The organism is Chryseobacterium sp. MYb264, from assembly GCF_035974275.1.
In the GTDB taxonomy this organism is placed as follows: domain Bacteria; phylum Bacteroidota; class Bacteroidia; order Flavobacteriales; family Weeksellaceae; genus Chryseobacterium.
This window is the reverse complement of record NZ_CP142422.1, coordinates 3,163,676-3,184,732: the sequence shown is the minus strand read 5'-3', so window position 1 is coordinate 3,184,732 and position 21,057 is coordinate 3,163,676. Positions and strand designations below refer to the sequence as shown.

At 36.6% G+C, this 21,057-nt stretch carries 15 protein-coding genes; 10 read left to right on the top strand and 5 right to left on the bottom strand.

Features of this window, described 5'->3' with window-relative positions:
* Positions 1-70: 70 nt before the first annotated feature.
* Complete coding sequence (locus VUJ46_RS13670) at positions 71-781, top strand: HesA/MoeB/ThiF family protein (RefSeq protein ID WP_326981305.1); 711 nt, start codon at positions 71-73, stop codon at positions 779-781.
* A gap of 237 nt (positions 782-1,018) precedes the next feature.
* On the opposite strand, the gene VUJ46_RS13665 is transcribed toward VUJ46_RS13670, so the two are convergent.
* Both VUJ46_RS13665 and VUJ46_RS13660 read right to left on the bottom strand, forming a co-directional pair.
* Entirely contained in the window at positions 1,019-3,157 is a 2,139-nt protein-coding gene (locus VUJ46_RS13665; protein ID WP_326981304.1) for an outer membrane beta-barrel family protein, read from the bottom strand.
* A 55-nt stretch (positions 3,158-3,212) separates the two neighbouring features.
* Positions 3,213-5,342 (bottom strand): TonB-dependent receptor domain-containing protein, encoded by a 2,130-nt coding sequence (locus VUJ46_RS13660; protein WP_326981303.1) that lies wholly within the window; start codon positions 5,340-5,342, stop codon positions 3,213-3,215.
* 165 nt (positions 5,343-5,507) lie between these two features.
* On the opposite strand from VUJ46_RS13660, the gene VUJ46_RS13655 reads away from it, so the two are divergent.
* The 3 genes from VUJ46_RS13655 (at position 5,508) to VUJ46_RS13645 (ending at position 7,628) form a co-directional block, all read left to right on the top strand.
* On the top strand, positions 5,508-5,855 hold the full coding sequence (locus tag VUJ46_RS13655) for a hypothetical protein (protein WP_326981302.1): 348 nt from the start codon (positions 5,508-5,510) through the stop codon (positions 5,853-5,855).
* 83 nt (positions 5,856-5,938) lie between these two features.
* Positions 5,939-6,949, top strand: a complete 1,011-nt coding sequence (locus VUJ46_RS13650; protein ID WP_326981301.1) for a sensor histidine kinase — start codon at positions 5,939-5,941, stop codon at positions 6,947-6,949.
* A complete protein-coding gene (locus VUJ46_RS13645) occupies positions 6,942-7,628 on the top strand; it encodes a LytR/AlgR family response regulator transcription factor (RefSeq protein ID WP_326981300.1) in 687 nt (228 codons plus the stop codon). Before VUJ46_RS13650 ends, VUJ46_RS13645 begins: the two co-directional genes overlap by 8 nt.
* A gap of 163 nt (positions 7,629-7,791) precedes the next feature.
* Here VUJ46_RS13645 and VUJ46_RS13640 read toward each other — a convergent pair whose 3' ends face one another.
* Positions 7,792-10,059 carry an aconitate hydratase gene (locus tag VUJ46_RS13640; protein ID WP_326981299.1) on the bottom strand — a complete coding sequence of 756 codons (2,268 nt, stop codon included), beginning with the start codon at positions 10,057-10,059 and terminating at the stop codon, positions 7,792-7,794.
* 562 nt (positions 10,060-10,621) lie between these two features.
* On the opposite strand from VUJ46_RS13640, the gene VUJ46_RS13635 reads away from it, so the two are divergent.
* Complete coding sequence (locus tag VUJ46_RS13635) at positions 10,622-12,589, top strand: rhamnogalacturonan lyase (RefSeq protein ID WP_326981298.1); 1,968 nt, start codon at positions 10,622-10,624, stop codon at positions 12,587-12,589.
* Between the two features lie 18 nt (positions 12,590-12,607).
* Entirely contained in the window at positions 12,608-12,748 is a 141-nt protein-coding gene (locus VUJ46_RS13630; RefSeq protein ID WP_326985101.1) for a T9SS type A sorting domain-containing protein, read from the top strand.
* Positions 12,749-12,876: 128 nt separating this feature from the next.
* Here VUJ46_RS13630 and VUJ46_RS13625 read toward each other — a convergent pair whose 3' ends face one another.
* Entirely contained in the window at positions 12,877-15,657 is a 2,781-nt protein-coding gene (locus VUJ46_RS13625; protein WP_326981297.1) for a bifunctional aconitate hydratase 2/2-methylisocitrate dehydratase, read from the bottom strand.
* A 29-nt stretch (positions 15,658-15,686) separates the two neighbouring features.
* Positions 15,687-15,932: a hypothetical protein gene (locus VUJ46_RS13620; RefSeq protein ID WP_326981296.1), complete on the bottom strand. Its 246-nt coding sequence runs from the start codon at positions 15,930-15,932 to the stop codon at positions 15,687-15,689.
* A gap of 156 nt (positions 15,933-16,088) precedes the next feature.
* Here VUJ46_RS13620 and VUJ46_RS13615 point away from each other — a divergent pair, with 156 nt between their 5' ends.
* The 4 genes from VUJ46_RS13615 to VUJ46_RS13600 all read left to right on the top strand — a co-directional run bounded on the left by VUJ46_RS13615 (position 16,089) and on the right by VUJ46_RS13600 (position 20,961).
* Positions 16,089-16,856, top strand: a complete 768-nt coding sequence (locus VUJ46_RS13615) for a WG repeat-containing protein (RefSeq protein ID WP_326981295.1) — start codon at positions 16,089-16,091, stop codon at positions 16,854-16,856.
* A gap of 234 nt (positions 16,857-17,090) precedes the next feature.
* The gene (locus tag VUJ46_RS13610) at positions 17,091-19,205 is read left to right on the top strand and encodes a TonB-dependent receptor (protein WP_326981294.1); all 2,115 of its coding nucleotides are present in this window, start codon (positions 17,091-17,093) and stop codon (positions 19,203-19,205) included.
* Between the two features lie 457 nt (positions 19,206-19,662).
* On the top strand, positions 19,663-20,433 hold the full coding sequence (locus tag VUJ46_RS13605; RefSeq protein ID WP_326981293.1) for a hypothetical protein: 771 nt from the start codon (positions 19,663-19,665) through the stop codon (positions 20,431-20,433).
* A 3-nt stretch (positions 20,434-20,436) separates the two neighbouring features.
* Positions 20,437-20,961 (top strand): acyl-CoA thioesterase, encoded by a 525-nt coding sequence (locus VUJ46_RS13600; RefSeq protein ID WP_326981292.1) that lies wholly within the window; start codon positions 20,437-20,439, stop codon positions 20,959-20,961.
* Positions 20,962-21,057: the final 96 nt, after the last annotated feature.

Genomic DNA, 21,057 nt, shown 5'->3' with positions numbered 1-21,057 from the left:
CCTTGCGAACGAGAATACACATAACAATTTTAAAAATTAACCTTGCGCCTTTGCGTTAAAAATCAAAAAAATGAAAAACGAAGACATCTTCGCAAGATATAACCGACAAATTTTCATCGAAGAAATCGGATTAGAAGGTCAGCGGAAAATAATGAATTCCAAAGTTTTGATCATTGGAGCAGGAGGTTTGGGTACCCCTGTTATTCAATATCTGGCGGCGGCGGGAGTCGGTACTTTAGGCGTTGCTGATTTTGATGAGGTTGAGCTCCATAATTTAAACCGACAAGTTATCCACAATGAAAAATCAGTTGGTATTTCTAAAGTGAAAAGTGCTGAATTGTTTGTGAAAAATCTCAATCACCATGTCAATTTTATTGGAATTGAAAAGAAAATTGATGATGAAAATGGTGAAGAAATTATTTCTCAATTTGATTTAATTATCGATGGTTCTGATAATTTCAAAACAAGATATTTGGTCAATGATGCTTGTGTAAAGTTGGAAAAACCTTTGGTTTACGGAAGTATTCTGGGTTTTTCGGGACAGGTTGCAATTTTCAATTACAATGGAAGCAAAAACCTAAGAGATATTTTCCCCGAACCACCTTTTGATGAAAACCTTCCGGATTGCGACAGTCTTGGAGTTTTAGGTTCTTTGCCTGGAATTGTGGGAAGCATGATGGCGAATTTAGCCTTAAAGATTATTACCGATCTGCCTTTGCAGTTTAATCAATTGACTTTGATCGATACCCTAAACTGGCGTTTCCAAACGATTGAATTTTAAACATAAATCAACCACCAAAAAAATTCCCCTCCCTTGGAGGGGTGTAAAAAATTCTTTGAATTTTTGACGGGGTGGTTTCACAAAAATCCCATCAAATTTTTTGACAAAAGCCATAAAATATCATAAAAAAAGCGGACTAAAGTCCGCTCCTATTGATTAAGTATTGAGTTTTAAATTTTAAAAATTAGTGAATATTAGTGCAAAGCATTAGTGTAATTTGTGTTTAAACAAAAAGACTTATTGTCCTTGGCTCATCACTCCACCATTATTCTCGGTTTGAGTAGTCGTTTTGATCATATTCGGATCTTCTTTTGCCAGCTTGTTTTTGGTTGGTATTTTATAATTAACAGAAATTCCGAAGCTTCTGCTATCAAATTTATTGGATGTATAAACGCTTCCTCCTGCTGAACGGGCGATGATCACACTTTTATTCTGATTAAAAATGTCTCTCGCGTACAATGAAAGGTTTAATCTGTCCGTCATGAATTTCTTTGAAATGGTAATATCCAATGCATTATTAAGCGGTTTTTCAAGCTCAAAATAATAGAAGTTTCCTCTTGCCGGAATGATGTTATAATTAGCCTGTAGACGAACATCTTTTGGTAAAATAAATTGTCCCATCACGCTGAAAATCCAGAACCCTTTGGCTTTAATATCCGGCATTTCCTGAAGTTGATATCCCGTGTAGAGATATAATAAATTCATTTTATCAGGGTTTACATTAAACTTCATCAACTCACTGAAAGGTTTTGTAAACAACATAAAAGGAATCGGCATTCCAAAGCTGAAATTATGGGTTCTCAAACTGTTAACCTGTACCTGCTCATTTCTGATGAGATTATTTTCTCTGGAAACTCTCTGTACGATCTGATTATTTACCCAGCTTGTGTTGTAACTGATATAAGCATAATCGAATGCACTGATCTTAAATTCAGCATTATCGTAAATGGTAGGCTGAAGATTCGGGTTTCCGTTGGAAGTTAGGGTATTGTTCTGTAAAGTGGTATTATTCGGATTCAATAATGATACACTTGGCAGACTGATTTTCTTATTATAATTAAGATTGACAAAAAGCTGCTTCATCAGGTTATACTGAATGCTTGCGTTTGGAAATACCTTGAATTTTTTAAATGCATTCAAATCCTTTTGCTCCACCTCATTATTGGTGTTGAACATTCTTGTCACTCCAGTAATATCGTAGTTTTCAGCCCTTGCGCCGGCAATGAAATCAAACTTTTTAAGCTTTGCCTGAAATTCCACATATCCGGAAGTCGTTTGTCTTGTATAATCTAAATTAACGATGCTTCGATCTTTTGTTTTAAAGTCCTGCTGATCAAACAAACCTCCGAAACTTACTTTTCCTTCATCTAAAATTTTTAAAGGCTGTGAGTAATCTACCTTAAAATTATACACATTGAAGTTGGATGAATTGTCCAATAGGTTTAGGCTGTTGCTGCTTTGCTGATTAAATTCAGAATCATTATTGGTATACACAAATTTAAAATCCAGTTTTCTGTTTTTATCACTGAATTTTTTCTGATACGTTACCGAAGCTTCCTGTCTTAAACCTTTTGTATCACTCGTAAAATTACTTCTGTTGAATCCGTTTACAAATTCATCCGAAACAATAGACGAACCGTTGTTATTGTGCGTAATGTCATAATTTACCAACAATCGGTCTTTTCCAAGTTCAAACGTAAAAGCTGAATTCAGATAATACGTTCTCCCCAATGAGTTGGAATGGTTTTTACTCAACGCATCAAATTCAGAATCTGATAAGCTTTCACGATAATACTGACCTAAATTCACCTGCCATCCAAACCATTTATTTCTTGAGTTTAACGCAATGGAATTGTTGAATCTGCTTCTGTATTTATCATAATTGGAAAATCGGTAGCCTCCGTTGTACACTGCGGTAAGATAGTTTTTTGCCGATTTACTGGTGATGATATTCAAAATAGCACTTCCCGAAGTGGCCGGAAATTCTGCTCCGGGCTGAGTAATGATCTCAATTCTCTCTACCGAATTGGCGGGCATTCCTTCCATAAAGGCAGTCAGCTCATTGCTGGAAATGTTCAGCGGCCTTCCGTCCATATACACTTCCAGAGGTTTTCCCTGATACATCATTCCTACCATTTCCGAAGCAACAAGACCGGGAAGTTTTTTAATTCCTTCCATCAACGATCCGGAATTCAGGCTCGGTTGCTCCGAAAAATCGAAGATCGTACGATCTGCTTTCTGTTCAACGGCTTTTTTAGTTTTGGTAAGAGTTACCTCTTCAATTTGTTTCTCTTTCGTTTCTTGGTTATTAGTTTTTTCCTGGGCATACGTTAGTACAGACCCAATAGAAAATAGCGCAATAATTGTTCTCTTCATATTGTTTTTCTACTATTTGGTTAGACGCAGAAAAGTATTTTTTGTTACAAATGAATTATTGAACTCTGTCTTTTTCGTCGAAATTGATATTTTTCTTGCTGATTTTCTTCTTATTGCCACCGAAAGTATAATTTACGCTCAAACGAAAACTTCTTCCGTCCCAGTAATTGTTCATATATTGCGTATTGTCAGCAAAGGTCATATTTCCGCGGTATCTTTGGGCAAAAATATTCGTTACGGTAGCATTAATTTGTAATTGTTTTTCCATCAGAGATATTTTAATTCCGGAATTTAAATTAGAGAAATTTTGGAAAGAAGTATTGACATTTTTGTAAGGTAAATCCTGGCTGTAATTCAGGAAAAAGGCGAGCGTTTTTGATTTGTTTAAAGTAAAAGTATTATTGAATAAATAACTTACGGAGTATCCCTTCTGTGTTTTGGCATTCACATTGAAAACGTCAGAAGTTTGATAGGAAGCATTTCCGGATAAAGTGGTTTCCCAGAACTTAAAAAATGTGTCGGTGTAAGAAAAGTTCATTCCGTAAAAATTATTGTTGTAATAATTCAGGTAAGTTCCGATAATATCCAGTTCAGCATTATCTTTAATGGACGAGATTTGTCCAAACGCATTTTTTAGTTTTAAATAATAAATGCTGGCAGAAAATTTACTGTTATAAACATATCCTAGTTCAAAATTATTAATATAGGATGGTGTTAATAAAGGATTTCCTGAAGAATAAGAATACGGATTAGAATACCATCGGAAAGGGTTCAAATTACTCATGCTCGGACGGTTGATTCTTCTTGAATACGAAAGGCTAAATACATTTTTGTCTTTTTTATAAGAAACGAAAGCAGATGGAAACCATTGTCCGTAATTGTACTTATTTTTTGAATTGGTAGAAGGTGAAAAGCTTTCTGCAAAAGTATTTTCATAACGAAGTCCGGCTTTTGTTTCCCAATGCTCACCAAAACCTTTAGCATAACTAAAATAGGCCGCATAATTTTCCTCCTGATAATTAAAAAGATTGGCTTTTTCTTGATCTGCAACGTACTGATTATTGACTAAATTGAAATATTGTAAGTCGGAAGCGTTTTTAAACTGATTAAATTTCACACCGGTTTCGATATTTCCGAATGAAAAAGGAAGCTCCAGATCCGCCTGTGCAGAGAAAATTTGTGGCGAGATCAAAGACGTGGTCTTTACATCCTGAACAGAATTATCTGAACTTTTCAAAGTAGAAAAATTTACTTCCGTATCGGAATTATTTTTATAAAAATTCCCGGCAATGCTTAATTTTTTTCCAAGAGAATCCAGCTTAAGATCGTAATAAGCACTCAGCGTATGGGTCGGAAGTTTTTCGCGGTGAAATGTGTTGGTGAGTAATTGCTCTTCTACCTGATTTTCACTGATGTTTCTGGTGGTATTTACAATATCCATCCCTGATTTTTGGTGGGCATAAATATATTCTACACCAATTTCTGAATTTTTGTTGATTTTATACGACATCGTGAGGCTGGGAGTTACCTCTTTCCACATGTCTCTTCTTACAGAATTGCTGTAGTTTTTTGAGATCCCGATAATATCATAATTTTCATCGGTACGTTTTGCAGAATCATAATAATTAAATTTCAAACTGCTGCTGAATTTTTCAGTCTGATAATTCAATGTGCCGTTATCACTGAATCCGGAATAGGTTCTCTGGATTAAATTCGCATTGATATTTCCGCTAAAACCTAGATTCGGATTTTTTTTCAGAATAATATTAATCAGTCCGCTGTTTCCCTGTGCTTCATACTTTGCCGGTGGAGTGGTGATAACCTCGATTTTAGCAATATTTTCTGAACGGATAGCTTTCAGATAATTTAAGAGAGCGGTTCCTGAAAGGTTCAGCATTCTGCCGTTAATCATCACATTGACGCTGCTTTTCCCTGTAATTGAAATGCTGCCCATATTTTCATCCACTTTCAGCATCGGAACATTCGCCAGGGTTTCCGAAGCATCCATTCCCTGAGAAGCGATGGAAGCTTCTACATTAAAGATCAATCGGTCAGCTTTTCTTTCCAGCAATTTTTTCTTTACCAAAAGGTTGATCTGTTCAATGTTTTTAATACTGTCTTTTTTTACCTGTCCGAAAATAGAGGTTGAAATTAGACTTGCAATAATGATATACTGTAGTTTCATGGTTGTTGTTTTTTGATGTTCCAAAATTAATGGCTCTTAAAACCTTGTGAAACAGCATTTAGATGAAGGGTCGTTTTTATAGGATTAATATATTTTCGTCGGAGAAAAATGGGTGTTCATAGATTTTCAAGGCAGCGCTTTCATTTTCCTACTTATTTTTATGAAATGAATAAAACCATTTTTTTTTCAGGTTTAGTGTTGATGTATTCTTGTATACATAACCATAGAGTGGATGTTTGGAAAACAATAACCATAGCTCCAAGAGAAAGTATAAGTATTGATCACGTGAAGGCGCCTGCAACAATAGAGGTGAAAAATCTGTCAGAAGAAAAGATTGCACTAGTTTCTTCACTTAATATGCCTAATGAAATATCAGGCAAATCAGAATTTACATACAGATTGCCTAAAAAAGGAATCTTAAAATTAGAGAATAGAAGTAGCTATCCGGTTTCCATCGATTTCCACTATTATTCGTCCCGTAGTATTATGGTTAATAATAAAGAATTTAGATAAACAGATATTACAATTCATCGGAGAAAATGAAGCGTTCATCGAAAATCAACATTTGAATTTCAAGGAAAACCTATTTTTGTGATATGAAAACAAACAAACTAATATACCTGCACCTTTTTTTCTGGGGAATTTACCTTATCGGTTCTATTCTTATCCCATATTTTGTATTTCATTCAGAAAAGATCATTTTGAATATGACCTTTTTTCTGACGAGTTTTATCTGTTTTTATGTGAACTATTTTTTGGTGGTTCCGAATTTCTTTGATGCAGGTAAACTCTATAAGTCGGTGATTGCATTTTTGCTGAGTGTTACCTGTTTTGTGACGGTGCGCTATTCTGTAGAAGAAATGTTGCTGCCTGCCACTCTTGGTTTTAGAAATTATATGGAGGGGACCAGCTTTGGATTTTATTTCTTCGATAATATTTTTTATAGCAGCACTACTATTTTTATCAGCACCACTTTTTGGTTTTTTAAATATTTTATACAGGCCGAACAGGAAAAAACGGAATTGATTGAAGCTAAAAAAACAGCAGAATTACAGGCCTTAAAAACACAGATTAATCCACATTTTATTTTTAATTCGTTAAATAATATTTATTCTCTGGTGTTTCAGAATTCAGAAAAAGCCTTGCCTGCATTGGAAGAATTGAGTCAGCTGTTGAGATACAGCACCAAAGATCTGGGAGAAGATAGTATTACGTTAGATAAAGAGATCGGGTATATTGATAGTTTAACGGCTCTGGAAAAATTGAGAATTAAAAGACCAGAATTATTAATTATTGAAAAAAATATCAATCATCCGAAACTGAATATTTCACCAATGATTTTGGTTCCTTTTGTAGAAAATGCTTTTAAACATGGCGATTTTAAAGATAAAGGTTTTGAAATGAAAATCTCTGACGACCATCAAACCCTGCATTTTTATCTTTTAAACCATAAAAAAGACCGTATGAAAGATGCCGTCTCAGGGATAGGAATCGATAATGTGAAGAAGAGACTGGCCATTTTATATCCAAAAAAACATGAATTAACCATACAGAACTCGGAAACGGAATTTATCGTAGATTTAAAAATTGATTTACGAAATGAATAAGATTAAATGTATTGTCGTAGATGACGAACCGCTGGCAATTTCCCTGCTGGAAAGTTATGTACAGAAGGTTCCGTTTTTAGAGCTGGTTTTTTCAACAGAAAATCCGATTGAAGCATTAGATTATATTCAGAAAAATGAATCGGATCTTGTGTTTCTGGATATTCAGATGCCGGAACTTACAGGAATTAATTTTATGAAAATTCTCGGTGATAAACAGAAATATATTTTAACAACCGCTTATTCCGAATATGCTTTAGAGGGCTACGATCATCATATTGTGGATTATCTTTTAAAACCGATTTCGTTTGAACGATTTTATAAAAGTGCTTTAAAAGCTCAGGAACGATTTGTGGTAAATGAAACTAAAGAAGATGCTCATTTTTTTGTGAAATCTTCCGGACAGCAACACAGAATCAACTTTGAAGATATTCTGTATGTGGAAAGCATCAAAGATTACGTGAATATCAGGACTTCTGAGCAGGAATATATCGTCCTTGACACTTTAAAATCAATGGAGCAACAGCTTCCTGAAAGTTCATTTGCAAGAATTCATAAGTCTTTTATCATTAATTTACATCAGATTAAAAATGTTTCAACCAAAAAAGTGACCTTAATCTCCGAACAGGAAATCCCGATAGGAGAGAGTTACCGAATGAATCTTCTCACGAAAATAAAATAGGTTTAGTGGCTGGAGGTTTGAGGCTGGAAGAGTATTACAGTTTTTTAATTATGCCTCCCATTAACCTCCCGCCTCCATCATCCAGCTCCCATCCTTTAATTCCCAAAATAAAAAAGCAGTTCCAAACGAAACTGCTTTTTCTATGATGAATTAAATCTAACAATTAATTCTCCTGTTGTTTGATTAAGTTCAAGGCAGAACCTGCTTTAAACCAGTCAATTTGTTGCTCGTTATACGTATGGTTGGCGATAACGATATCTTTAGTTCCGTCTTTGTGAACGAATTCTAATGTCAATTGTTTTCCCGGAGCAAACTGGTCAAGATCTAAGAAATTAACCGTATCATCCTCCTGAATTTGGTTGTAATCTGCTTCATTAGCGAAAGTAATTCCTAACATTCCTTGTTTTTTAAGGTTAGTTTCGTGGATTCTAGCAAATGATTTTACCAATACCGCTTTTACTCCCAAATGTCTAGGCTCCATTGCAGCGTGTTCTCTTGAAGAACCTTCACCGTAATTTTGGTCACCCACAACGATTGTTGGAACTCCAGCAGCTTTGTAAGCTCTTTGTACAGCAGGAACTTCGCCGTATTCACCCGTTAATTCATTTTTAACGTTGTTGGTTTCCATATTGTAAGCATTGACTGCGCCGATCAGCATATTATTTGAAATATTATCAAGGTGACCTCTGTATTTCAACCATGGCCCTGCCATAGAAATGTGGTCGGTGGTACATTTCCCAAAAGCTTTAATTAAAACTTTAGCCCCTTCGATATTTTTACCATCCCAAGCAGGGAACTCTTCCAACAGCTGAAGTCTGTCCGAAGTAGGGCTTACATTCACCACAACAGAAGAACCATCCTCAGATGGCGCCTGATAACCGTTGTCATCTACTGCAAAACCTTTTGATGGTAACTCGTATCCTTTAGGCTCATCCAATTTAATCTGCTCTCCAGCTTCGTTGGTTAAAGTATCTGTAATCGGGTTAAAATCTAATCTTCCTGAGATAGCCACTGCAGCCACCATTTCAGGAGATGCTACGAAAGCGTGCGTATTTGGGTTACCGTCTGCTCTTTTGGCAAAGTTTCTGTTGAAAGAGTGAATAATTGAGTTTTTCTCTCCTTTATCAGCCCCTTCTCTGTCCCATTGTCCGATACAAGGTCCACAAGCGTTGGTAAATATTCTTGCGTTTTCAAATTTTCTGAAAGAATCTAAGAAACCGTCTCTTTCCGCGGTAAATTTCACCTGCTCAGAACCAGGATTGATTCCTAAAATAGCTTTTGGTTTCACACCTTTAGCTACCGCATCTTCAACGATAGAAGCTGCTCTTGATAAATCTTCGTAGGAAGAGTTGGTACAAGAACCAATTAATGCCCATTCCACTTCCAAAGGCCATCCGTTGGCTTCTGCTTTTGCTCTGAATTCCGCAACCGGAGTCGCCAAATCCGGAGTGAAAGGTCCGTTTAGATGAGGTGTTAATTCTGAAAGGTTGATTTCAATTAATTGATCAAAATATTGCTCTGGATTCGCGTAAACTTCTGCATCGCCAGTTAAGTGTTCTGCAATTTTATCGGCAGCATCTACAACATCCTGTCTTCCTGTTGCAGAAAGATATCTTCTCATAGAATCATCATATCCGAAAGTAGAAGTGGTAGCTCCGATTTCTGCACCCATGTTACAGATTGTCCCTTTCCCTGTCGCAGAAAGAGACTCTGCTCCTTCCCCGAAATATTCTACGATGCAACCTGTTCCTCCTTTTACGGTAAGAATTCCGGCCACTTTCAGGATAACATCTTTTGCAGAGGTCCATCCATTCATTTTTCCGGTAAGTTTTACACCGATCAGCTTTGGCATTTTAAGCTCCCAGGCCATTCCTGCCATTACATCTACTGCATCTGCACCACCAACACCAATAGCAACCATTCCTAAACCTCCTGCATTTACCGTGTGAGAGTCGGTTCCGATCATCATTCCTCCCGGGAAAGCATAATTTTCCAATACAACCTGGTGGATAATCCCTGCTCCAGGTTTCCAGAAACCAATTCCGTATTTATCACAAACCGAGCCCAAGAAATTAAAAACTTCCGAGTTCTTATTAAGACCTTCTTGTAAATCTGCCTGTGCACCAACTCTTGCCTGAATCAAGTGATCGGCGTGAGCGGTTGATGGAACGGCAACTTTAGCTTTTCCTGCCTGCATAAATTGCAAAAGTGCCATCTGCGCCGTTGCATCCTGCATGGCGACTCTGTCCGGAGCGAAATCTACATAAGAATTTCCTCTTTCGTGTTCCTGTGTGGCATTTCCTTCCCAAAGGTGGGTGTAAAGGATCTTTTCTGAAAGTGTCAGTGGTTTTCCTGTGATCTGTCTTGCCGCAGCAATTCTCTCAGGATAACGTTCGTACACTTTTTTGATCATATCAATATCAAAAGTCATATCTGATTTATTTTTCGTTTAATTTTTGTTTTTTAATTCAAAAGAATCTTCATCATTTAGTAATCAAACTCTGTTCCTATAAGGTTTACAAGCACATTAATATGATAAATAACTAAGATAATTTATAACTATCAATTTAAGGAAAAATAAAACTTTAGATGTTGATTTACATCAAAATAATTCCTGAGAGCCTTAAATGGAATCGTTCTAAAAAAAGGAATTTATTTTTTATCATTAGGTATAACTATCATGTATTTCTTTGATCTTTAAAAGCAATTGAAATATAGTTTCCGCAGGTGTTTTTAAATGATAAAGCACCTCTGTGATGGCTGCCTTCTTATGTGTTAATGGGCTTATTCTGTGTTTTTTATTGATGATATTTTAATGATAAGGTGGTTGTTGTTGTAATATAATTATATTTTGTTATGAATTTTTTGTTTTTTAATTATAGCTGAAAATAGTTTTTTTGGTAGATTTACATATAATTATAATCACTTTTTAGTGAATTGTAGTTGCTTTAATTTATTCTAGCAAAAAATACCAAACAACAAATATTAATATCATGAACAAAAAAAAACTAAAACCGTATGTAAATTTTAGACCTGCTATTGCCGATATAATTCGGAAATCAGGCCTGTTGTTTTTATTACTCTTTGGAGTGGTTTCGCAAATGAATGCACAACGAACCGTTGAAAAACTCAATCGGGGTCTCGTAGCAATGCGATTAAATGCCAATCAGGTTTACGTAGGCTGGAGAATGCTGGGGACCGAAGAACCCAATACAAGCTATAATCTGTATTATAATAATGTAAAAGTGGCGGAAAGCCCTTTTACAACGACTACCAATTTTAATCATAATATTACAACCAACGGAACTTATACCGTTCGCGCCATAATTAATGGGGTAGAGCAGCCTGCATCAGAATCTGCTACTGTTTGGGCCAATCAATATCTGGATATTCCTATGCAAGTACCGGCTGGTGGTACGACTCCGGACAATGTTGCTTACACCTATAGTGTAAACGATTGCAGTGTTGGTGATGTAGATGGAGACGGGCAATATGAATTGTTTGTAAAATGGGATCCTTCCAATAGTAAAGATAATTCACAATCAGGTTACACAGGGAATGTTTATATTGACTGTTATCGTTTGGACGGAACACGTCTCTGGAGAATAGATTTAGGTAAGAATATTCGTGCCGGGGCGCATTATACCCAATTTGTGGTTTATGATTTAGATTCCGACGGTAAAGCAGAAATTGCATGCAAGACTGCCGACGGAACTAAAGACGGAACAGGAATCGTTATTGGAGATGCTAATGCAGATTATAGAAATTCAAGTGGATATGTTTTGTCCGGTCCCGAATTTTTAACTGTTTTTAATGGATTAACGGGCGCGGCCATGTCTTCAACCAATTATTTACCGGCACGTGGAACAGTTTCCAGCTGGGGAGACAGTTATGGTAACCGCGTAGACCGATTTGTTGCAGCGGTGGCTTACCTTGATGGAGAAAAACCAAGTTTAATAATGGGACGGGGCTATTACACAAGGCTGGTGCGTGTTGCCTGGGACTGGAGAAATAATACACTTTCACAACGATGGATTTTTGATAGCAATACTTCAGGAAATTCAGCTTATGCAGGAATGGGAAATCATCAAATGACCATAGGCGATGTGGATGGTGATGGTAAAGATGAAATATTCAATGGTTCCAGTGCAATAGATGATAACGGCGGAAAGTTATTCGCAAACACGTTAGGGCATGGGGACGCTCTACACATGAGTGATATGGATCCTGATCGTCCAGGGCAGGAAATCTGGATGTGTCTCGAAGAAAAAAGCAAATATAAAACCAACGGTCTTGTGCTTCTAGATGCTAAAACAGGAGCTACGATATGGGGAATTCCTGCCACAGGCGACATAGGCCGTGCTAATGCAGCAGATATTGACCCACGTTACAAAGGTTATGAATGTTTTGGAAGTGCAAATGGCGTAAACTATTTAATGGATTGCAAAGGAAATCTAATCAGCAATAAAAAACCGACACAAAATTTTTCTATCTGGTGGGATGGAGATTTGAACCGTGAATTATTAGATTCGAATAAAATAGATAAATGGGATTATACCAATGGAAAAACCGTTAATATACTTACTGCTACAGGGTATTCATCAAACAACACCACAAAAGCTACCCCATGTTTAAGTGCTGATATTTTTGGCGATTGGCGGGAGGAAGTGATATTTCGTAAAGAAGATAATTCTTCCGTAAGGATTTATACGACCAATATAGCTACACCCCATAAATTGTACACTTTGATGCACGATACTCAATATAGAACGGCTATTGCATGGCAAAATTCAGCTTACAACCAGCCTCCTCATCCAAGTTTTTATTTAGGTGTAGACATGGCAGCGCAAACAAAGCCCAATATTGTTACTGCGGGAGCAAATGCATTTCAGAAGGTACTATCAGCTAATGCAGTGATTTATCCAAATCCTGCCGGTCAGACTTTTACGATTAAAGCGTAAGGAGAATTTACGTACAATATTCACAATATGTTAGGGGCAAAGATAGGTTCTGGGAAAGGAAGAAACCAGGCTGAAGTGATATCATCGGCTTCGGGAGTATTTGTCGTGACCGTTCAATCTGAAAAAGGAATTTCGACGATTAAATTGATAAAAGAGTAGGAGAAATTGATATTCTTTTTTCACTAAGATTAATTCCATAAAAAAAGAAAGATTTTAAATCCATTGGACTTAAAACCTTTCTTTTTTATATTGAATGTAAAAGCCTTTCGGCTTTAATCTAAAATCAATTAATGACCAACGGTAACCAGTTCTTTGATAGACGGAACGAAAGTCGTTAAATCAATACCTTCCACAGCTGCTTTGTATTCTTCGATACTTGGAATTCTTCCGATGATCGCAGAAAGAACAACAACCGGAGTTGATGCTAATAAAGATTCACCTTTTTTACGTTCAGAATCTTCCACAACTCTTCCCTGGAAAAGACGCGTAGAAGTTGCTACAACAGTATCTCCTTTCTCAGCTTTTTCCTGGTTACCCATACAAAGGTTACATCCGGGACGCTCAAGGTACATCATATTTTCATACTGAGTACGAGCTTCGCCTTTCGGAGCTGCATCGTTGAATTCGAAACCTGAATATTTCTCTAATAATTCCCAGTCGCCTTCAGCTTTTAACTCGTCAATGATATTATAAGTAGGAGCTGCAACAACTAATGGAGCCTGGAATTCTACTTTACCATTTTGTTTTTCAATGTTTTTCAACATCTGAGAAACGATCTTTAAGTCACCTTTGTGAACCATACAAGAACCTACGAAACCAAGATCAACTTTTTTCTCACCTCCGTAGAAAGTAAGATCTCTGATCGTATCGTGCGTATATCTTTTAGAAACATCGTCGTTGTTTACATCCGGGTCAGCAATCATTGGTTCAACGATTACATCAAGATCTACAACAACTTCAGCGTAATATTTAGCATTAGCATCCGGAGTTAAAGCAGGTTTGTCACCACACTTAATTTCCTCGATTCTCTTGTTTGCTTTATTAATTAAACCTTGAAGAACGTGATTGTGATTATCCATTCCTTTATCGATCATAATCTGGATTCTGCTTTTCGCAATTTCCAATGATTCGATCAACGTATCGTCTTCAGAGATACAGATAGAAGCTTTAGCTTTCATTTCTGCAGTCCAGTCTGTAAATGTAAACGCCTGGTCAGCCGGAAGTGTTCCGATGTGAACCTCGATAATTCTACCTTGGAAAACATTCTCTCCATCGAATTGCTTTAACATCTGAGCCTGAGTGGCGTGAACTACATCACGGAAATCCATATGCTCTTTCATTTCGCCTTTGAAAGTTACTTTTACAGATTCAGGAATCGGCATTGAAGCTTCACCTGTTGCCAAAGCCAAAGCTACCGTTCCGGAGTCAGCTCCGAAAGCCACCCCTTTAGACATTCTTGTGTGAGAGTCACCTCCGATGATGATGGCCCATTCGTCAACAGTAATGTCGTTAAGAACTTTGTGAATAACGTCTGTCATAGCGTGGTATTCACCTTTCGGGTCACGCGCCGTGATTACTCCGAAATCGTTCATGAATTTCATTAATTTAGGGATATTAGCCTGCGCTTTTTTATCCCAAACTGAAGCGGTGTGACAACCCGACTGGTAAGCTCCGTCTACAATTGGAGAAATTACCGTTGCCGCCATAGATTCCAATTCCTGAGAAGTCATCAAACCTGTCGTATCCTGAGAACCAACAATGTTTACTTCTACACGAACGTCTGAACCTGCGTGTAATAATTTACCTTCAGTTACGCCGACTGCATTTCTGTTGAAGATTTTTTCAACAGCAGTAAGTCCTTGTCCTTCGATAGAAATTTCTTTAGAAGGAGCGAAAACTAAAGGCGCTGTAATTCCTAACGTTTTAGCAGCAAAAGTCTGGATTTTTTTACCAAAAACGATCGCATAAGAACCACCCGCTTTGATGAATTCTAATTTTTGAGGAGTAAATGATTTTGAAATATCTTTCAATTCAGTAGCTCCGTTATATAATTTCTTTTCTTTGGTATTGATCGTAAGAACAGTTCCTGTAGCTACAGAATATTTTTCTTCTAATACAATGTCGCCATTTTCATTACGAACAGGGTTTCCGTTTTCGTCAGTTTTCTTTACCCAGTTCTGAAGGTCGATTCCGATACCTCCGGTTACGTCTACTGTAGTCAAGAAAATCGGAGAAATACCGTTTGTTCCTGCTACAATTGGAGCAATGTTGACGAAAGGTACGTAGGGACTGGCTTGTTTACCTGTCCAAAGAGCAACGTTGTTTACTCCCGACATACGGGAAGAACCAACACCCATTGTTCCTTTTTCAGCAATCAACATAACACTTGCATCAGGATGCTGAGCCTGAAGCGCTTTGATTTCTTCCTGTTGAGCAGGAGACATCATACATTGTCCGTGCAGTTCACGGTCAGAACGAGAGTGCGCCTGATTTCCCGGAGATAATAAATCGGTTGAAATATCACCTTCAGCAGCAATGTAAGTAATGATTTTTATTTCTTCTGCAACTTCAGGAAGTTTAGTGAAAAATTCTGCTTTTGCATAGCTTTCCAAAATATCTTTAGCGATTTCGCTGCCTAATTCGTACGCTTCTTTCAAACGGGCAGTATCAGCATCGTACAAGAAAACCTGAGTTTTAAGAACTTCACCAGCCTGCTTAGCCGTTTCAGCATTTTCACCTAAAGCCAGATCTAACAATACCTTGATAGAAGGACCTCCCTTCATGTGAGATAATAGTTCGAAAGCGTATGTTGGAGTTATTTCTTCTACTACGGATTCACCTAAAATGATCTCTTTTAAAAATTCTGCTTTCACACCCGCCGCGCTTGTAGTTCCCGGCAACGTGTTGTAAATGAAAAACTGAAGAGAGTCCTTTCGGTCTGCATTGTTTACGTCTTTGATCTGAGCGATAATTTCGCTTAATAATTCCGCACCGTCAATCGGTTTTGGATGCAGTCCCTGGCTTTTTCTTTCTTCAATTTCGTTGATGTAATCCTTATAAATGTTCATAATAGAAGTCTTTCAAATTTTTTAGATCGTTAAATAAAATAATGGTGAATACTGCCATTTTCCGGCTTTGCATGTTGACTTACAAAACGGTGGAAAGCGAAGTCAGTATAGGTTGCACCTTGTTTTAAATATGTAAGATAATTTTCTGCCCCAACGGTAAATGGATAGAACTTTTTTGTAAAAGTAAGAGGCTCACCTGTCATTTGTAACGCCGCAAAAACCCTCTCCAGGTAACGTTTGTATATTTTTTTGATCATATCCGTATCAAAACTCATATCGCTGAAAACGTTTTTAAATTATCAAACAATTAAAAATGTTTCCAAAATTACGAATTTTTAGTATTTTATGCGAGCGATATTATTTAGATTCTTTATAAATATGAGTTTTATAATTTCTATTTTTAGTCTTATTTTTGCAGACAAATGATGATTATGAAAAATATTGTTTTTATTTTAACCCTTTTTATTTCGTTATCCTTTAATGGACAAAAGAAAACGATTAAAAAAATTCCGATTAAAAAAATTCTTGAAAGCAGTCTTTCTAAAGTGGATGAAGGGAGCTTACCCAATCCTGACCTGGTGACACTGAATCAGGATATCCCCGTTTTGATTCCCAAAAAGAAAGAAGGAAAGTTCGGATACGTCAATCAAAAAGGAAAATTTGTAATTCCTGCAGACTATCATATTGCGCTGTTCTTTTATGAAGACTGTAATCTTCTGAATTCACCGAATGAAAAGATTAAAAAATTCGGTACTAAAGAGTATGCAACGGTAGAAAAAAATATGATCTCCTACCGAATCGATCAGGCGGGTAAGAGGGTATATCAGTATAAAGATGCAGATCTGGGAAAATGTCCTAAAAATTTTAAGTCCCAGCAATATCAGGCCTATATCAAAAATGGATTCTATGGGATTATTGAAAAATCGAAATTTGTGAATGCGGAGGATTATCGTGACTACCAGATTTACCCTCAGTATGAATACCTGCATATTATGGAAGGTGACGACGTTTCTAATCCTATGATCATTGCTTCAAAAAATGATAGGTTTGGCGTTATTGATGTCAGAAATAATATTGTGATACCTTTCGAATATGATGATATTAAAAGGAACTATAGCTGGATTATGGGTAAAATGTTTGAAGTGTCCAGAGATGGAAAAACATATTATTATATTGATTCTCACAATAAAGCGTATTAAATTGTAATGATGACATATTTTTTGTAATTTCGCGGCTGAATTAAGGGGTGCTGTAACAAGCTGAGATTATACCCAATGAACCTGGAACGGGTAATGCCGTTTAGGGAATTTTGAAAATGTACCAATGAAACATTATAACAATATACCAATTCTCATTGCTAGATTGTTAAACTAATAAATTGCTACATTATTTAATCCGCCCCTTTTATTCATTAAATTTTAAAGATTTATAGAATGAAAGGTTTATTTTTTTTAGGGCTTACCGTTGGCTCTTTTGCTTTTTTACAAGCACAAAATACCGATTCCTTGAAAATAAAGGAAATTGAAGCTGTTAACTTTACCAAAAGACTTCCTGTCGCTAAAGAGATCATCAATGTTCAGAAAGATTTAGATAATAAAAATCTGGGGCAGGATCTTCCTATTTTACTTAAAAATCAAACGTCTATTATCGCGACTTCTGATGCCGGAAATGGCGTTGGATACACAGGTTTTAGAATTCGTGGGGTGGCGGGAAGAGGAATTAACGTGATGATGAATGGTGTTCCTTACAACGATTCTGAAAGCCAGGGAACATTTTTTGTGAATGTCCCGGATCTTACGAGCTCAGCTTCACAAATTGTCATCCAAAGAGGTGTGGGAACTTCCAATAACGGGGTTTCTGCATTTGGTGCAAGCATCAATGTGATTTCAAAAGAACCAGACGACAAGTTTTATTTTAAAACCGATGACAGCTATGGTTCATTTAATACCTACAAATACTCTGGTGAGGTGGGTTCCGGAAAATTCTGGGGAAACCGACTTTCCGTAATGGGAAGATACACACACATCAATTCTGACGGATATATCGATAGAGCGTCTTCAAAACTACATTCTTATAATTTCACGGCATTATTTGAGGAGAAGAACACGAAAATCCGTTTGATGGCTTTTGGTGGTAAAGAAAAAACCTATCAGGCTTGGAACGGAATCGACAGAAAGACATGGGAAACCAATCCTAAATTCAATTATTCAGGAGCGATCTACGATGCAGACGGTAATATTTCCAGCTTTTATGATAATGAAACAGATAATTACAGACAAAACCATTATCAGTTGTTATGGGAACAGAAGTTTAATGAAAAATGGAATTTAGAAACCACTTTGCATTACACGAAAGGTAAAGGATATTATGAAAACTATAAGCAGGACGGTAAATTTTCAAAATATAATCTTCCCGATTTTGTTGATGGTTCACAAACTTTAGCTAAAACAGATTTCATCAGAAAAAAATGGCTTGATAATGATTTTTACGGAATTGTTTCCACACTATACGGGAAATTTGAGAATATTGACCTGAATTTTGGGGCTGTTGCCAACCAATATTATGGTCGGCATTTTGGAAACGTAACAGGCGTTTTTCTTCCGCAAATTGATGAGCATGAATACTACAGAAACCGCTCGGTAAAAAATGAAGTTGCCGGGTTCGCAAAAGCATTGGTTAAAGTTGATGATTTTGAATTCTTCGGAGATCTTCAGTTGAGACATATCGATTACGACACAAAAATTCTTCAGGCTGGTGATGATGAAGGCGGAAATCTGAAGAAAAACTGGTTGTTTTTTAATCCAAAAGCAGGAATTAATTACAGAATTGGCAGCGGAAAAGTATTCCTTTCATATGCGCACGCTCAACGTGAACCGAATCGTGATGATCTGATGGCAGACAATAATGTGAAAGCAGAAAAGCTTCACGATTTTGAGGCGGGAATTGAAAAACAGTTCGGTATTGTATCTTTTACCGCCAACTTATATTATATGTACTATGTAAACCAGTTGGTTTTAAACGGACAAATGAATAACGTAGGAGCTTTTATCAGAACAAATTCAGGGAAAAGTTACAGGAGAGGAGTGGAAATTGGCGCTTTGGCTAAGCTTTCCAAACAATGGGAACTTACGGGAAACGTGACATTCAGCCAGAATAGAAATTTAGATTTCAAGATTGAAAATGTAAAAGTGACCAAAGATCTTGGAAATACCCAGATTTCTTTTTCTCCGGACGTGATCGCAAATTTGGGAATACGATTCAATCCTAATAAAAATTTCCAGTTTGGTTTATCCAATCAATATGTCGGAAGACAATATCTGGATAATACAGAAGATAAAAATTTGCAGTTAAAAGATTATTTCCTTACAGATTTTAATGCTCAGTATCAGTTTAAGATTAAAAATAATGATGTCGCATTGAAATTGTTGGTTAACAACCTTTTCAATAAAAAATATGTGAATAATGGAGCGGTGTATGACGGAGGTCCCTACTATTTTTCTCAGGCAGGAACCAACTTTATGTTTGGGATCAGCTGGAAAATTCAATAAGATGGAAAGGGAAAGAGCCAGATGGTTTTTAGAGGTTGGAAGCGGGAAGATGGATATGGAAATTGATGAGGATGATGAAAAATGTTGTATCCTGTATTGAACTGTCAAAAACCGATAACTTCAAACATTGAACATTCAACTTTGAACTTATATAAGTAAATGTTAGACTAAATTTTTATAAGACTGCTTCGGTGGTCTTTTTTATTTTTAAATTAAATTATTGTTTAAAAATGGTGATAAAAATTACGAAAAATATAAAAAGAATAGAATTCACGGAATGTAATGTTTTGTTGTCGTTGAAATGTTTTTTAGTGCTGAAAATTAAATAACTAAAGCAAAAATTAGAATCAAGGTATTAATTCTTGAAAAATATAATTTGAAACTCAATGATTTTAGCTGTTTTTTATGAAAACAAATGTTCAAAAAAGTCATGAAAAAGTTATAAATTTGCCACCAAATGAATATTTCAGCTTACATTTTAGAATATCTGAAACAGTTTGGGACTGCAGCAGTTCCCGGTTTTGGTGTGTTTTCTCTGGAAAATTCCAAGGCGGTGATCAACTCTGAGAACGGGAGCATTTTGCCTCCGGCAAGTCAGATTGCTTTTACCTCTGATTATGAAGTGCAGTCGGATGATCTGGCGGCTTTTATCAGTGAACAGAAGCAGATGACGCTGGAAGCTTCCAAGAGTGATTTGAAGATCCAGACCGATTTCTGGAAGAAAAAACTGCAGTCAGAAAATATTTTAGAAATTTCCGGTTTGGGAACGATAACCATTGAGGAAGATTCTAAAATTCATTTTAAAGGAAAAAGAGTAGAATCTGCACATCCCGATTTTTATGGTTTGGAAGAAATCAAGCTTTCAGACATTAAAAATAACCAGCAGCCAAAATCAGTGGAGCGCAAAGGGAAAAAATACAAAGTAGGAAAGTCACTGCTTTGGATTTTTCTTATTGCCATTCCTGTGGCAGTTATTGCTTATCTTGGGCTGACCAATCAGGAGCTGCTTTTCGGAGATCAGTCTTTTAAGCAGGAAAAAGATTCTATACAGGCACTACAGAATAAGCCTAAAGTTATCGTAAAAGATACCGTGAAAATGCCAACGGACTCCGCGTGGATCAAAGTTTCAGATTCCCTGAAAAAGGATTCTGTTATAAAACCGGTTGCACAACCTGTAAACACGGTCCCGATGGCCAAGACTCCGATAACTCCTAAACAACAACACTAAGACATGGCAAAAATAAAGAAAGCGTCAGAATCCTTAACGGTCATGACAAATATTGTACTTCCCAACGATACCAACCAGTTGAGAAACCTTTTTGGGGGAGAATTATTAGCGAGAATGGACAGATGTGCTTCTATTTCGGCAACAAGACATTGTGAAAGAAGAGTGGTAACAGCGTCTGTGAATCACGTTTCATTTGATCATCCTATTCCTGAAGGGGGGATTGTGGTGATGGAATCTAAAGTTTCCAGAGCATTTTCAACTTCAATGGAAGTGTATGTAGATGTTTGGTTGGATGACCCGATCAATCAGAAAAAAACACATACGAATTCTGGAATTTATACTTTCGTGGCAGTTGATGAATTCAACAGACCCATTCCTATTCCAGCAATGGAGCCTGAGACGGTGGAAGAGCAGGAAAGATTTGCCGCAGCATTGAGAAGAAAAGAACTTTCATTAATTCTTTCAGGAAGAATGAAGCCTTTGGAATCTGTGGAACTGAAAAAGCTGTTCCAAGAACCCGGTAAATAAATACAAATAACACAAATGATTTGCACGAATTTTTACAAATATTATGAGTAATATTGAGTGTGATTTGTGCTTAATAAATACAAAGATGAAAAAAAT

What these genes read in the sequence shown, in the direction of transcription:
- VUJ46_RS13650 (WP_326981301.1), top strand. Translation starts at nt 5,939, where the DNA reads ATGAAAACAAACAAACTAATATACCTGCACCTTTTTTTCTGGGGAATT.
- VUJ46_RS13640 (WP_326981299.1), bottom strand. Translation starts at nt 10,059, where the DNA reads ATGACTTTTGATATTGATATGATCAAAAAAGTGTACGAACGTTATCCT.
- VUJ46_RS13670 (WP_326981305.1), top strand. Translation starts at nt 71, where the DNA reads ATGAAAAACGAAGACATCTTCGCAAGATATAACCGACAAATTTTCATC.
- VUJ46_RS13620 (WP_326981296.1), bottom strand. Translation starts at nt 15,932, where the DNA reads ATGAGTTTTGATACGGATATGATCAAAAAAATATACAAACGTTACCTG.
- VUJ46_RS13665 (WP_326981304.1), bottom strand. Translation starts at nt 3,157, where the DNA reads ATGAAGAGAACAATTATTGCGCTATTTTCTATTGGGTCTGTACTAACG.
- VUJ46_RS13635 (WP_326981298.1), top strand. Translation starts at nt 10,622, where the DNA reads ATGAACAAAAAAAAACTAAAACCGTATGTAAATTTTAGACCTGCTATT.
- VUJ46_RS13610 (WP_326981294.1), top strand. Translation starts at nt 17,091, where the DNA reads ATGAAAGGTTTATTTTTTTTAGGGCTTACCGTTGGCTCTTTTGCTTTT.
- VUJ46_RS13625 (WP_326981297.1), bottom strand. Translation starts at nt 15,657, where the DNA reads ATGAACATTTATAAGGATTACATCAACGAAATTGAAGAAAGAAAAAGC.
- VUJ46_RS13615 (WP_326981295.1), top strand. Translation starts at nt 16,089, where the DNA reads ATGAAAAATATTGTTTTTATTTTAACCCTTTTTATTTCGTTATCCTTT.
- VUJ46_RS13660 (WP_326981303.1), bottom strand. Translation starts at nt 5,342, where the DNA reads ATGAAACTACAGTATATCATTATTGCAAGTCTAATTTCAACCTCTATT.
- VUJ46_RS13655 (WP_326981302.1), top strand. Translation starts at nt 5,508, where the DNA reads ATGAATAAAACCATTTTTTTTTCAGGTTTAGTGTTGATGTATTCTTGT.
- VUJ46_RS13605 (WP_326981293.1), top strand. Translation starts at nt 19,663, where the DNA reads ATGAATATTTCAGCTTACATTTTAGAATATCTGAAACAGTTTGGGACT.
- VUJ46_RS13600 (WP_326981292.1), top strand. Translation starts at nt 20,437, where the DNA reads ATGGCAAAAATAAAGAAAGCGTCAGAATCCTTAACGGTCATGACAAAT.
- VUJ46_RS13645 (WP_326981300.1), top strand. Translation starts at nt 6,942, where the DNA reads ATGAATAAGATTAAATGTATTGTCGTAGATGACGAACCGCTGGCAATT.